The sequence below is a fragment of the Streptomyces sp. H27-C3 genome (assembly GCF_030063415.1).
Taxonomy (GTDB): Bacteria; Actinomycetota; Actinomycetes; order Streptomycetales; family Streptomycetaceae; genus Streptomyces.
The window spans coordinates 299908-313383 of the sequence record NZ_JASITA010000001.1 but is presented as its reverse complement, the minus strand read 5'-3'; the positions used below and the strand labels follow the sequence as shown (position 1 = coordinate 313383).

At 67.5% G+C, this 13476-nt stretch carries 11 protein-coding genes and 1 pseudogene; 7 read left to right on the top strand and 5 right to left on the bottom strand.

What is annotated here, in order from left to right:
* The first annotated feature begins 4 nt into the window (after positions 1-4).
* On the top strand, positions 5-1891 hold the full coding sequence (fabD, locus tag QMK30_RS01200) for an ACP S-malonyltransferase (RefSeq protein WP_283515191.1): 1887 nt from the start codon (positions 5-7) through the stop codon (positions 1889-1891).
* Positions 1892-1950: 59 nt separating this feature from the next.
* Here the strand turns inward: fabD and QMK30_RS01195 are convergent, their stop codons facing one another.
* The 3 genes from QMK30_RS01195 to QMK30_RS38670 form a co-directional block, all read right to left on the bottom strand.
* Positions 1951-3183, bottom strand: a complete 1233-nt coding sequence (locus QMK30_RS01195; protein WP_283515190.1) for a cytochrome P450 — start codon at positions 3181-3183, stop codon at positions 1951-1953.
* A gap of 401 nt (positions 3184-3584) precedes the next feature.
* Positions 3585-3866, bottom strand: coding sequence for a zinc-binding dehydrogenase (locus QMK30_RS01190; protein ID WP_283515189.1), 282 nt, complete (start codon positions 3864-3866; stop codon positions 3585-3587).
* Positions 3867-4198: 332 nt separating this feature from the next.
* Positions 4199-5233, bottom strand: coding sequence for a PrsW family glutamic-type intramembrane protease (locus QMK30_RS38670; protein WP_502963041.1), 1035 nt, complete (start codon positions 5231-5233; stop codon positions 4199-4201).
* An 816-nt stretch (positions 5234-6049) separates the two neighbouring features.
* Here QMK30_RS38670 and QMK30_RS01185 point away from each other — a divergent pair.
* The 3 genes and pseudogenes from QMK30_RS01185 to QMK30_RS01175 form a co-directional block, all read left to right on the top strand.
* Positions 6050-6825 (top strand): annotated as a pseudogene (locus tag QMK30_RS01185) (IS5 family transposase); the annotation flags it as partial.
* 58 nt (positions 6826-6883) lie between these two features.
* Positions 6884-7408: a hypothetical protein gene (locus QMK30_RS01180; protein ID WP_283515188.1), complete on the top strand. Its 525-nt coding sequence runs from the start codon at positions 6884-6886 to the stop codon at positions 7406-7408.
* A 439-nt stretch (positions 7409-7847) separates the two neighbouring features.
* Entirely contained in the window at positions 7848-8840 is a 993-nt protein-coding gene (locus tag QMK30_RS01175) for an NsdA family TPR-like regulatory protein (RefSeq protein WP_502963038.1), read from the top strand.
* Between the two features lie 10 nt (positions 8841-8850).
* On the opposite strand, the gene QMK30_RS01170 is transcribed toward QMK30_RS01175, so the two are convergent.
* A complete protein-coding gene (locus tag QMK30_RS01170) occupies positions 8851-9162 on the bottom strand; it encodes a DNA-binding protein (protein ID WP_283515186.1) in 312 nt (103 codons plus the stop codon).
* Between the two features lie 421 nt (positions 9163-9583).
* Between QMK30_RS01170 and QMK30_RS01165 the strand changes: the two genes are divergently transcribed.
* From QMK30_RS01165 to QMK30_RS01155, 3 genes are all read left to right on the top strand, one after another.
* The gene (locus QMK30_RS01165; RefSeq protein ID WP_283515185.1) at positions 9584-9997 is read left to right on the top strand and encodes a hypothetical protein; all 414 of its coding nucleotides are present in this window, start codon (positions 9584-9586) and stop codon (positions 9995-9997) included.
* A gap of 392 nt (positions 9998-10389) precedes the next feature.
* Positions 10390-11760, top strand: coding sequence for an integrase (locus QMK30_RS01160; RefSeq protein ID WP_283515184.1), 1371 nt, complete (start codon positions 10390-10392; stop codon positions 11758-11760).
* On the top strand, positions 11757-12794 hold the full coding sequence (locus QMK30_RS01155) for an NUDIX hydrolase (protein WP_283515183.1): 1038 nt from the start codon (positions 11757-11759) through the stop codon (positions 12792-12794). Before QMK30_RS01160 ends, QMK30_RS01155 begins: the two co-directional genes overlap by 4 nt.
* Here the strand turns inward: QMK30_RS01155 and QMK30_RS01150 are convergent.
* Entirely contained in the window at positions 12753-13466 is a 714-nt protein-coding gene (locus QMK30_RS01150; RefSeq protein WP_283515182.1) for an MBL fold metallo-hydrolase, read from the bottom strand. The two genes, QMK30_RS01155 and QMK30_RS01150, sit on opposite strands and share 42 nt — an antisense overlap.
* Positions 13467-13476 lie beyond the last annotated feature (10 nt).

Sequence of the window (13476 nt, the reverse complement as noted above, 5' to 3'; positions counted from 1 at the left end):
ATCGGTGTACGTATTCCCCGGGCAGGGCTCGCAGCGCAAAGGCATGGGTGAAGGGCTGTTCGCGCGTTTCCCCGGCCTTGTCGCGCAGGCGGACGACATCCTCGGCTACTCACTGCGGGAGCTCTGCCTCGACGATCCCGATCGGGTACTGGGCAGGACGCAGTACACCCAGCCCGCGCTCTACGCGGTGAGCGCCTTGCAGTATCTCGACCGCATCGCCGCCGGCGAGGAGCTGCCGGGCGTCGTCGCCGGACACAGCCTGGGGGAGTACTGCGCCCTGTTCGCAGCCGGCGCCTTCGACTTCGCCACCGGGCTCGACCTGGTGCGCAAGCGCGGAGAGCTGATGAGCCAAGCCCCCAAGGGCGCGATGGCCGCGGTCGTCAACCTGGACCAGGAGCGCGTCGCCGAGATCCTGGCCGGCCTGCCGTACGAGAACATCGACATCGCCAATATCAACTCGCGTCAGCAGTGCATCCTCTCCGGCGCCTATGACGAAGTCCACGCACCCGAGGTCCGCGCCGTCTACACGGAGGCCGGGGCCTCCTTCATCCCCCTCAACGTGAGCGCGGCGTTCCACTCGCGCTGCATGACGGACGTACAGGAGGAGTTCGCCCGGTACCTGTCCGGCGTCGAGCTCAAGGAACTGCACATACCCGTCGTCGCCAACTGCACGGCGCGCATGTATCCGACGACCGGTTACGCAGACCTGCTCATCCGTCAGATATCGAGCCCGGTCAAGTGGTACGAGTCGATCTCCTGGCTGATGAGCCGGGGGCACACCGACTTCCACGAGATCGGCCCCGGCCAGGTACTCACCAAACTCACCGACAAGATCCGCCAGGAGCCTCTGCCGGCCGAGAAGGCCCCTCCCGCACCGCGAAGGACCCGGCAACGGCCCGAGGTCGTCTTCATGTACGGAGGTCAGGGCACGCAGTATCACCGGATGGGAAAGCAACTGTACGAAACCCACCCGGCGTTCCGGGACGCCATGGACCGGTGCAGCGCGCTGTACGAGGCGGCCAACGGCACCTCGCTGGTGGCGGCCATCCACGACAGCACGCGCCGGGGCCAGGACTTCGACGACATCCTGCACACCCATGCGGCGCTCTACAGCCTCGGCTGGAGCCTGACCGAGGCGCTGCGCGCCGAAGGCTTCCACCCCGACGCGGTGCTTGGGCACAGTCTGGGCGAGTACATCGCCGCCACTGTCGCAGGGGTGATGTCGTTCGAGGACGGCTTGGACCTCGTGATGAAGCAGGCGCATCTGCTGAAGCTGCGCTGTCGCACCGGCGGCATGCTCAGCGTCCTTGCCGCGCCTGATCTCTACCAGCGGCGACGGGACCTGTTCGGCGGGCTGTCACTGGCGGGCGTCAACTTCACGGGCGCGTCCCTAGGCAACTTCGTCGTCAGCGGCGAGAGCGAGCGGCTGGCCGACGTGCGGGCCGCGCTGGACGACGAGGGCGTGGTCGCCGTCAGGCTGCCCGTCCGGTACGCCTTCCACTCGGGCGTTCTCGATGACATCCAAGCCGAGTGCCGGAGCCTGGGCAGAGCCGTCACGGTGAGCAGGCCGCGCCTGCCTGTCTACTCCTCGGCGTACGCGCGGCAGATGGACGACGATGCGCCAGAGCACCTGGAAACATACGCGTGGGACGTGGTCCGGGGCCGGGTGCGCTTCGACGAGCTGATGTCCACATCCTTCCGCGTGCCGGAGAACCACTACTTCGTGGACCTCAGCGCCAGCGGATCCTTCGTCAACTTCCTCAAGCACGGTTACGGGCCGGACTACCGCGGGGCGTTCGCGATCAACCAGTTCGGCAACAACAACGCGTCGATGGAGAAGCTGTGTGAGGGCCTGCGGTCCGTCACGTCAGCCACGGCCGCCCTGGTGTGAGGGGACCTCAAGCGTGCGGGCCCGTCGGATCGATCCGACGGGCCCGCAGAGCCGCAGACTCAGCCGAGCGACACTGGAAGCGAGGCCGGACCGCGGACGTTGATACGGCCGTTGTACGTCACATCGCCATCGAGAGCCAGGTTCGGGAACCGCTGCAGCATCCGTTCGAACGTGATGCTCGCCTCCAGGCGTGCCAACGACGCACCCAGGCAGTGGTGTGACCCGGAGCCGAACGCGACATGTCCCCGGGCGCCCTCACGGTCCAGACGCAGGGTGTCCGCGTCCGAGCCCCAGTGCAGCTCGTCCCGGTTCGCCGAGGCCAGACCCGCGATCACGAACGAACCGGCCGGGATCTCGACCCCACTGAGCACGGTCGGCTCAACGGTGATCCGCCGGCTCGACTGGAGGGGGCTGTCGTAGCGCAGCAGCTCGTCGACCGCGTTCGGCATCAGTGAAGCGTCCGCGCGCAGCGCGGCCAGCTGCTCCGGGTGCCGCAACAGCGCCAACGTGCCGTTGGCGAGCAGGTTCACGGTCGTCTCGTGGCCCGCGATGTAGAGCAGCAGAATCTGGGCGACCAGCTCGTCGTCGCTGAGCGCGTCGCCGTCCTCCTGGACGTTGATCAGGGCGGTCATCAGGTCGTCGGCGGGGTTGCGGCGCTTCCACGCGATCATCTCGGCGGTGATCTTGGCGAGTTCCTCGTCGGCCGCTTCGATCGCGAGCATCACGCTCGGGTCGGCGACCGGTTCGAGAGAGCGGACCATGGTGGCGCTCAGCTCGCGAATCCGCGCATGATCGGTCGGCGGCGCGCCCAGCATCTCCGCGATCACGGTGAACGGCAGCGGAGAGGCGAGGTGAGGCACCAGGTCCGCGCGGCCCGAGTCGGCCATGCGGTCCAGCAGTCCGTCGACGAGGTCACGGATGCGCGGCGCGAGCGCCTGGATCGACTTCGGTGTGAACGCCTTCTGCACCAGCCTGCGCAGCCGGGTGTGGTCCGGCGCGTCACGGTCGATCATGGAGAAGCCGTCGATGAGTGGGGTCCTGCGCGACTCGTCCTTCTGACGCAGGTTCACCATCGCGCCCGAGGTGACGTTGCGCAGCTCGACCGACGCGCCGGAGCGCAGGAGCGCGGAGACGTCCTGGTACCGGGTGATCACCCAAAAGCCCATGGGATGGGCGTAGACGGGCGCGGTCTGCCGCAACAGGGCGTACTGCGGATACGGGTTGTCGGTGAACCCTTCCGCGAAAGGATTGAACAGAGGTATCTGTTCGGTGGGGAGAGCGCCCCCGGTCATCGCAAGCTCCTCATTTTGTCGCATGGTCTGTATCAGGTCGATGTCCGGGCCAGACTAGCGCGCCACGCCAACAGGACTTGTTCGGGGTGCGCGGTCAACCCCCAGCTTCCGCCCGGCATATTCCTGTCCGCCGGCACCCTGGTCACCATTCCCGCTTCCCCGCTGGAGAGCCGCACCGCCTCCCAGGACCTGCCCAGCGGCCATCTTTCGGTCAGTGGCAGCGTCCGCAGATTCTGCCGCTGCACGCAGAGGGCGTCGAACGCGGAAGCGCGCGGGTTCGCACAATTCTGACCTCGAACAACGCAGAACCCGCACGCGACACCGTAGTCAAGTGCGGTGCTGCGTGCGGGTTCTGTAGCAGTGCGACCCTCTCGGGGAGTGGCTTACGTGGCCCCGCCCCCTCAGGGAACGGCGAGGACGATCTTTCCGTGGGCCTGATGGGAGCGGAGTCGTTCAGCGACCTTTTCGGCGGTCTCGAAGGCCAGGGTGGTGTCGATCAGGGGCCGTACGCGTTCGTCGGCGACGGCGGGCAGAAGCTGCTCGCCGGCGGCCGTGATGACGGAACCGAGTTCGGCGGCCCGGGTGAAGCCGAAGGACACCCCGGCGGGGCGCAGATGCCGGTAGGACAGGGCGTTGAGGTCGATGGGGGATTCGGCCGTGTCGAGGCGGCCGATGTTGACCACGGCTCCGTCGATGTGGGTGGTAGGCAGGCGGCGAAGGCGGAGCCACCGACGTGGTCAAGCAGCGGTCCGAAGGAGCCCGGCTTGTCCGCCGCGCTATCTCACGGACTCCGGCTCCCTGCGCCTTGAGAAGGTCCCGGCCACAGCTGTGGTCTGACAACCTCATCAGGAGGTGTTGTGCGGGTTCTCGCGTGATCGTTTGGCAACTGCTGCGCCGACGCAACGGACGTGGGCCATTGCGGGCGCCTGGGACGCTCCGGGCGTCTGGGAGACTGTGGGTGCCGGTGGCCGCGAGTCGCAGGGAGCTTGGGACACCAGGGGCGTTGAGCCTCCGCCTATGCCACCACAGCAGGACGCCGAGCAACGCCAGCGACACCGGAAGCAGGCGCAGCGTCACCTCGCCTGTGGACAGGGGGATCTTCAGGCGGTCCGAGCCCGGCGGCCTGGCGTGGCGTGGCGCGCCAAGCCACACGGTGTCGTCGCCCGCGGCGGACGGCGCTTTCAGCGAGCGGTCGATGTCCGTGGCGAGGGTGGCGTGCTCGGCCGTGAAGCGGTCGTTCGAGACCTTGCTCAAGGCGATCTTGGAGAGATCGACGCCGCAGTAGGAATACGTGCGGACGTAGACACGGCCATCGCCGTGCTGCTCCTCCTCTGTGACTTTGAACTCGCCCTTGGAGTAGGAGTCGACGTACCGGTTGAATGTCTCGGTGGGCTTCCAATCGGTTTCGGTCTGCCAGTCGGTGACGTCGCCCTTGTCGACAAGCGCGACGTAGGCCGTGTCCTTGGATTGGCTCAGCCCTCGATACCGCTCGGCAGCGACGCGGGCGAGACAGACACGGCGCAGTTCGGCATATTCCGGTGCGTAGTTGCTGGCATGCTTCAGCTTGGGCAAGGTCAAGGTGCGAAACAAGTCCTCGTTCCGGTCCTCGGTGGCCTTGTCCGTCCTCGGGCACCCGCCCGCTGCCGCCTTGCCGCGTGCCTCCACGTACATGGTTTCCATCTGTACATCGAGGGGCGCGTCGAGGATGTAGAGCGCGTCGCCCTCTTTCCTGACCAGGGTCGATCAAGGCCATGTAGGGAAAGGTTTCGGGCAGGTTGGCGCCGAGGCCGACTGCCGCGCCGATGACGACGCCGGACACCACGTTGTCGATGTGGCGCCGGAACAGGAGGAGCAGGACCGCGACTCCGACCGCCTTGCCGAGTTCGGAGAAGAGCCCGGTGTTGAGGGCGAGCAGGGTGTAGAGCCGGAGAATCATGTCGCGCGGATACTGCCAGTCAAGGAGGTGAAACCAGGTGACCATGACCGAGCCGAACCCGTCGCCGACAAGCACACCCCAACCGAACCCGATGAGCAACAGCCGCACGGGCATCCGGCGATAGAACTGCACCCGGTGAAGGACCAGCAGCGCGGCGGTCGTCGGCAGACAGTCAAGCAGCGTGAGCGGGTACGCAACGAGCGCGTCGAGCGCCATCCAGGAGTGGGGCAGCACGAAGGCACCCAGGATGCCGAACTGACAGACACGCAGGGTGCGGGCGCGGGATCGCTCGTTGCCGCCGGCGGGGTCGGTGGGGACTGCAGGGGGAGGGCCGGGAGGCGGGGCAGTGAGGAGCGGGGAGGCCAGAGCCACGCTCCTGGCTCAGCACAAGCACCAGAGCCAGGAGCGTGGCGACCGCCCACCCGACGATGAGCAGCACCCGGGTTACCTTGAACGGTTCCGTCTCGGGCAGCAGCCATACCCGCATCCAGGGCAACGCCGAGGCGATCTCGGGCTGTTGCCAATAGAGGGTCTGGGCGATGCCGTAGCTCACGGAGAGCATGAGGGCGAGCACGATCGCCGCCGCGACGCCGCGCGGGCGGCGCATCCGCGACGGAGGCTTCGGCGGGAACCCCGAGGGCGGTCCCGGCGGCGGGGTGACTGCTGGGAAGGCCGCCGTCATGGGGTATCTCCGGGCCAGTCGGTGGGCAGGTCCGTCGGCAGGCCGGTGGGCATGTCGGTCGGGAATCCGGTGGGGAACTCCGTCGGAAGGTCAGGCACGTCGGTGGGCAAACCCGATGAACGGAGGGCCGGCGAGGCTTGTGACGAAAGCCGGTGGGCGGTACCGGGGGGATTCAGAACGGAGTCCGGTTGGAACCCGCGATGCGATGCTGGTTGGGCGTTACCGGTGTGACGATTCGGCCGTTCGTGATGGTGGGTACTCGGCCGTGGATCGTGGACGATGAGTTGTGGGCGTTGATCGAGCCTTTGCTGCCGCCGTGGCCGGAGCGGTCACCGGGGCCTCGGCCGGTGTCGGACCGTCTCTGCCTGCAGGGCATCCTGTTCGTCCTCTACAACGACATAGCCTGGCAACTGCTGCCACTGGAGCTGGGGTTCGGCTCAGGGCAGACCTGCTGGCGCCGCCTGGACCGGTGGCAGAAGGCAGGATCCTTCGACCGGCTGCACCGGGTCCTGCTTGCGAAGCTGAACGCGGCCGGCGAGCTCGACTGGTCGCGTGCGTGCGTGGATGGCTCCCACATCCGTGCGAAAAAAGGGGACCCGATACCGGTCCGTCGCCGGTCGACCGGCGGAAGACGGGCAGCAAGCACCATCTGATCTGCGACGGACGTGGCACCCCACTGAAGGTCATCACGACCGCGGCCAACGTCAACGACGTCACTCAGACCCTCGCCCTGGTCGACGGCATCCCACCCGTCGCCGGGCGCCCCGGCCGGCCACGCCGACGACCGAAAGCCCTGCTCGGCGACAAGGGCTACGACTCCAACGCCCACCGCGACGAGCTGCGTCGCCGGCGGATCCTGCCCGTCATCTCCCGCAAGGGATCACCCAACATCAAGGGCATCGGCAAACTCCGCTACGTCGTCGAGCAGACCTTCGCCCTGCTCCACCACTTCAGGCGCCTCGCCGTCCGATGGGAACGTCGGACCGAACTCCACGACGCTTTCGCCTCCCTCGCCTGCAGCCTGGAGACGCCTCAAGAAGGCCCGATCATGATCGTGTTACAAGCTCATAGGAGGCTCCGTCATGCCCGATGCACCCGAATACACGCCCCGCAGCGTCTACATGCTGGAGCCACACGCTGATCATGCGACCGCCGAGAACGGATGCATCCCGATCGAAGCCATCGTGGAGCGCATCTACGGCAAGCCGTACAGCTCGCTGCGCGGATGCCAGCGGGACGACGAGCACATTGGCAATGACAGCGTGAAGCTCTACGAGCTCACCTCCAACGAGGACTACCTGCAGGCACTCAGCGACCTCGACGACGCCGAGATCTACCTGGGCTGCGACTCCCGCACCGGAGAGAGCGCCTTCAAGACCGGTGTGACAGAGCTGGACTACTGGCTGAGCATCCGCGTCGCCGACGAGAGCGCCCCGGCCACCGTCGAGGCCAACCCGTCGGCGACGCGAGACCTTGAGGACGCCGTGTTCGAGGACCGGTTCTTCGCCGATCGCGCCTTCTCGCCGTCGCTGAGGCTGGTGCTCGGCGACCTCATCCGCCGCGGCGAGCTGCCGCGCGGCAACTACCTGTTCCGGCACTGGTGGTGACCGAAGCGGAATAGAGGCCGAAGCCATGGCTGAGTCCCGGACATCCGTCTTTGACGTCGCCGAGTACTGTGACTTGAATCGCTCGACGGCGCAGGATCTGCGGCGTTATGTGGCGTCACCGTGGGGAACCGAAGCCGCTCAGTCCCAGCTTCGGGCGTACCGGGCCAGGACTGCCAGCGCCCCGCACGGCTGCTTCCGATGGGGGCTGGACACGCGGAACGGTTCCGCCGCCCCAGGGGGACGCCATGTGGCTCACCAGTCCCTTTCGACCACCAACGATCCAGACGGCCCGGCTCCCCGAGGCGATCCTCAGCCCCAGATTGCCCACGGCTGACGGGGATCCCTGAAATCGACTCTGCCCGCAGATCCGTATCAGAGCCACGCCCGGCCCGGCGGACAGGGTCCCGGCAACCGGGTGCGCCATCACCCACGCGGCCGAATGGCAGGCCGGGCCCGGACACGCAGGCCCCTGTCGAACTACACGGTGACGGATCAGGACGTCGAAGACGTTCGCGAGATGGCCGCCATCTTCTCCAGGCGCGACCAGAAGCGTGGGGGACGTGCCGGGCGCACTGCCCTCGTCGCTTACCTTCGATCGGAAGTCGCGGAACTGTTGAGCGGCCGGTTCCCCACCGAGGAGATCCGACGCGGCATGACCTCGGCGGCTGCCGAGCTCGCCTACCTGTCCGGCTGGACCGCCTTCGACGGAGGCGAGCATCCACTCGCCCAGCGCTGGCTCACGATAGCCACCCAGCTCGCTGAGGAGGCCGGAGACGCACCCCTGGCCGGCCACGTGCTCCGGGCGATGGCCCATCAAGCAGTCGACCTCGGCAAGCCGCAGCAAGCCGTCCGACTTGCTGAAGCCTCCCTGGCCAGCCGCCTCTACACCCAGGCGTGTTGGCGGGAACGGTCCCTGCTTGGCGTGGTGCATGCCCGCGGCCTGGCCGCCGCAGGAGAGAAGAAGGCTGCTATCGCCGCGCTGCTGCGGGCTGAAGGTGGCCTCGGCCGTGCCAACGCCTCGGAGGTTGAGCCGCACCGGGTGTTCTTCTTCGGCGAGGCCAGCCTCGCCCACGAGACCGCCGCCGCGCTTCGCGACCTCGGCGACCTTCCAGGTGCTGAGAAGCAGTTCCGTCACAGCGACCGAACCCGTCGCGGCCAATTTGCCCGGACCCACGCGGTGACCCTCGGCTACTTGGGCGCGGTGCAGGTGCAACAGGGCCAGCTCGAGGCCGCGTGCAACACCTGGGGCCAGGCGCTCGACGCCATGACCGGACTGCAGTCGGGCCGAGCTAAAGAGACAGTTGTTCAAATGCGGCGGTCGCTCAGCCCGTTCCGAGGGCGAGGGGGAAGCCCAGCCGCTAGCGGCTGGGCAGCCTCAACCGTCGACTACGACACAAGCACTGAGACGCCCAGCGCGCCGATGATCATGTAAGGGCCGAACGCTACACGCCGGTGGCGACAGGCGTCTTCACGGTCGTGCGGCGAGGACGGCGCTGGCGCGGTACTGGCCGCCCTGTACGCGGGTCGCCGGCGGAGCGGGTGGCGTGGATCGCGGCGCGCTGCTCGCGGTTGGTGATGATCCGGCCGCGGCGGCCGTTCCGTCCGCAGAGCGCATCGTGCTCGCGGAGAAAACGGCGCAGCCACGAGACGGAGCACTTCAAGACGTAGGCGGTCTCCTGGGCCGTCATGTACTCCTGCTCGGGGTCCTCGGGGGCAGCGGGCACCCCGTAGAGCTCGTAGGCCTTGGTGGCCATCGGCATGTCCTTTCAGGCTGGTCGGCCTCGTCCGGATGCGGCGCGAGGCGGTCGTCGGCGGTGTCGAGGGCTGCGCGGAGGGCAATGTATGGCGGGGGGCTCATGTATCTACGGGTGCCGTTCTCGAGGTGGCACAGGCGGCCTATTCCCGCCTGTGGTGCCAGCTGTGCACGCGTCAACATTGCTTGCATGCGTTCCGTGTGGGTCGCGTCCCCGTCAACCTCGTAGGTCAACGGTTGGTGTATACTGACAATCTAGCTTTAGTTAGCCTCGCGCTTCTAGTTCTAGATAGCCCTCAAGTGGGCCGAGCGATGCGGTCGGGTAGCCTTAGTTGGCCTGACCTGGGGTTTTTTCGTTCAAAGTTCGGCCTATCTCGCAGGTGGACCTAGCTGGCCCTGGCTGGTCCTGCGAAGATGTCAGTATGGGAACCCGCGATCTCGCCCGACTTGCGCCACGCGTCAAGGCGCACCGACTGGAGCTCTACCCCTCGCGCCTCGCGGCTGCCGAGGCGGCAGGCATCTCCAAGGACACGTGGCGACGCGTCGAGGAGGGGATGGATGTTCGCGAGGTGACCTACGCGAAAGTCGACCGGGCGCTCGGGTGGGCCACGGGGAGCTGTGTTGCGGTGGCTGAAGGTGCCGAACCGGTCCTCGTTGGCTCCGCTGCTGGCGACGAGTCGGCGTCGGCCGGGGCGGGGCTGAGTGCGGATGCTGTTCGCGAAGCCGCGTTCAAGGCCGCGAGGCAAACGCTGCCGAACGTCGCGATCGGGGACCTTGACGCGTTCAGTGAGCAGCTAGTGGAGGCGCTACGGAGGTCAGGTGACGTGTCGGAGTGAAATGGATTCGATTCAATCGCCGTACAACCATTTAGCTGTTACCGGATTGTGCTGAATTCCAATTTCCTTGGAACTGCAGCCCAACTAAGGGCTGTCCCGCAATCCCTGGCAGGCGCACGACGACAGCTACGGCACCTCGCCGCGTTGTCGGAACGCCCGAATACGTCCAGTATGCGAACGTCCCTCCGCCTATGCACCGCATCTGACGCCGTGCGCTGATCCACCAGGGATTACGGGACAGCCCTTAGCAGGAGAGTCGGTGTGCGTCCTGCCATCCGGAATCGTCGTGGACGCCCGGCCGGGCATCCACGGTAGGGCGGGTGGCGGAGGGGACTGGCGGATGGGGTGTCCGCCGGTACACGCGCACCGATCATCGAGCTGGGAGATGACAGGTGCCCTACACGGAAATTCGCGGGAACAGTATCCGCGTTAAGTGGTGGACCGGCCAGTACAAGCTGGACGACGATGGCAAGCCGACGGCCGCGAAGCTGCACGGGTCCGCGTCCAAAAACCTGGACGGTGCTCCGTTCGCGGACGAGGGCGAAGCGTTCACCTTCGGCCTCGACCGGGAATCCGACGTGCGGAACCGTCGAAACCGGAGAACCGCCGACCCGATCAGCATGGCGGACTACTGCGATACCTGGTTCAAAGGGGTCAGCCTGCGCAGCAATTCCATGTCGTCGTACGGATCCCGGCTGACTGCAGTGATTCGCCCATATTGGGCGCAGAGCAACGTGGACGAGATCACGCCCATCCAGTACGACGCATTCCGCAAGTTCGTGCAGGGCGAATACTCGCACAACTACGCGAAGGCGGTCCTGGGCACATTCAAGATGCTCATGGACGATGCCGTGGTGAAGTACAAATACCGCGAGGAATCGCCCATCGTGGAGCAGAACCGGCGGGGCCTGTACAAGAAGAAGCAAGTGCGCCGAGTCAAGCGGCGGCTGTCGACCCGGTCTGTGCACCAGCTGGCCCACAACGCGTTCCACGTTTGGGGCTTCGCCGGATGGACCTACGTCTGGACGATCGCCTTCACGGGGATGCGGTCGCCCGGCGAGATGTTCGGTCTGCAGCGCGGTTACGCCTCGCCGTACTGGCCGGCCTCCGAGCCGGACGACGAGCTGCGCGAGGAGGCCCTGCAGCGGTACGAGTCCCTGCACGCTCTCCGGGTGCAGTACCAGACCTACCGGGCCGCCGGCCAGGCGGTGCTGGCCGCACCGAAGTACGACAGTGCCAGGACGCTCGTCCTCCCGCCGTTCCTGCACGAGATGCACCAGGCCCTCCTTGCGTCGCACGCCGAGCCTTGGGCCTTCCTGTCGTTGCAGGGCAAGCCGCTGCTCTCCACCGACTTCGACAACACCTACTGGTTCCCGATCCGCGACGGCGCCGAGGAGCGTGCACCCCGGCCGAGGTACGAGCGGTGGGTACGGCCTGCGCTGCCGGCGGTCGAGGAGATGGCCGGAGAGGACATCTACCGCCTGCGGCACTGGCACAAGGCGAAACTGGACGAGCCGGGCGACATCCCGCGCGTCGCAGTCGAGGAGCGGATGGGCCATGAGCTGCCGGGCGTGGAGGGCACCTACAGCGAGGTGACCCTTGCGATGGAGGAGCGCATCGTTGGGTATCTCCAGAGGGTCTGGGAGAAGGAGGTGGTGGGAGCCGGGCTATGGACGCCGACTTTTCCCATCCGTCTCCCAGATGATCCCGCGGAATCCGCTCCGCCGCAGTTCAGCGGCCTTCCCATCTTGGAGTACGAGTGATCGTCTGGATCAACGGTGCGTTCAGTGCGGGCAAAACCAGCGCCGCACGCGAACTGATCGATCTGATCCCGAACAGCACCTTCTACGACCCGGAGCTGGTCGGCGCGGGACTGCGGCAGCTGCTGCCGCACAAAAGGCTCGCCGAGGTCGACGACTGCCAGGATCTGCCGATCTGGCGCCGCCTGGTGGTCGACACCGCTGCCGCCCTGCTGGCCGAGGTGGGCGGCGTCCTGGTGGTGCCGATGACGCTGCTGCGCCAGGAGTACCGTGACGAGATCTTCGGCGGGCTCGCCTCCCGCCGCATCCCGGTGTGTCATGTGCTGCTGTCGACAGGCGAAACGATCCTGCGCCAGCGCATCGCCGCCCGTGAGGAGACGCCGGACGACCCGGAGGTCCATGAGCGCGTACGGCGGTGGGCGTCCGCGCACATCGAGCCCTACCGGGCGGCCCTGCCCTGGCTCGGCGCCGACGCGTACGTCGTCGACGCCGACGGGCTCACCCCCGCCCAGACGGCGCTGCGCATAGCCGACGCGATACGGACCGGGGCCGTCGGGAGCTGCGAGATCGTCCAGACCCCCGTGCCGACCGCCGAGACCCTCGCCTCGGGGGTCCTGCTCTTCGACGAGGCGGACCGGGTGCTGCTCGTCGACCCCACGTACAAGCCCGGCTGGGAATTTCCCGGTGGTGTCGTGGAGCCGGGCGAGGCACCCGCGCGCGCGGGCGTGCGCGAGGTCGCGGAGGAAATAGGGATAGAACTCGCCCATGTACCGAAGCTGTTGGTGATCGACTGGGAGCCGCCGCGGCCCCCCGCGTACGGCGGACTGCGGCTGATCTTCGACGGCGGGCGGTTGGACAGCACGCAGGCCGAGGGGCTGCTGCTGCCGGGCGCCGAGCTGCGCGACTGGCGCTTCGTCACCGAGAAGGAGGCGGCCGGGCTGCTGCCCCCGAACCATTTCGAGCGGCTGCGCTGGGCGCTGCGGGCCCGTCAGAGGTCAGTCGTGCTCAACCTGGAGGCCGGAGTCCCGGTCGGCTGAGGCCCGCAGGACCGCTGCCGCGTCGTCCGTCAGCGGGTCGCCGTGGCCGAAGCACACGGTGGTGGGGGCGAGTGCCGCCAGCCGGTGGTACGAGGCCAGGGCCCGCTCCCGGTCGGTGTTGAACACGCCCAGCATGACCTGTCCCACGGCCGCGACGCAGTCGCCCGTGAACAGCACGCCGTGCCGCGGCAGATGGACGCCGATGCTGCCGTCCGTATGCCCGGGGGAGTGCACCACCCGCGCGCCGCCGCCGAACTCCAGCACGTCACCGTCCTCGGCCTCCCGGTCCACCCGGGTGGGCGGAGCCGGCGGTACGGTCAGCCCGAGCGCGTACAACGGGCGCTCCCAGTCGAGCAGTACGGGTTCGGGCACCGGCTGCTCGCCGCGGACGACAGGTGCGTCGAGCCGGTGCGCCACGATCTCGGCGCCGTACCGGTCGGCCAGTTCCTGCGCGGCGCCGACGTGGTCACGATGGCAGTGGGTCAGGACGATCCGGCGAAGACCGGACGGGGCGAGTCCCAGGCTGCGTATCGCCGCCTCGATCGGCGCTGCCGCGTTCCTGTCGCCCGCGTCGATCAGGGTCAGTTCGGCGCCGTCGCGCCACAGATAGGCCTGGCCGATCGGGAAGCGAAACATGTGCAGACGCTGCGGAACCACTTCGACGAGATCCATGCGGCGAACG

Excerpts from the sequence above, each read along its gene's own strand:
- QMK30_RS01195 (WP_283515190.1), bottom strand. The coding sequence starts at position 3,183 with ATGACCGGGGGCGCTCTCCCCACCGAACAGATACCTCTGTTCAATCCT.
- QMK30_RS38670 (WP_502963041.1), bottom strand. The coding sequence starts at position 5,233 with ATGCCCGTGCGGCTGTTGCTCATCGGGTTCGGTTGGGGTGTGCTTGTC.
- QMK30_RS01180 (WP_283515188.1), top strand. The coding sequence starts at position 6,884 with ATGCCCGATGCACCCGAATACACGCCCCGCAGCGTCTACATGCTGGAG.
- QMK30_RS01175 (WP_502963038.1), top strand. The coding sequence starts at position 7,848 with ATGGCAGGCCGGGCCCGGACACGCAGGCCCCTGTCGAACTACACGGTG.
- QMK30_RS01170 (WP_283515186.1), bottom strand. The coding sequence starts at position 9,162 with ATGGCCACCAAGGCCTACGAGCTCTACGGGGTGCCCGCTGCCCCCGAG.
- QMK30_RS01165 (WP_283515185.1), top strand. The coding sequence starts at position 9,584 with ATGGGAACCCGCGATCTCGCCCGACTTGCGCCACGCGTCAAGGCGCAC.
- QMK30_RS01150 (WP_283515182.1), bottom strand. The coding sequence starts at position 13,466 with ATGGATCTCGTCGAAGTGGTTCCGCAGCGTCTGCACATGTTTCGCTTC.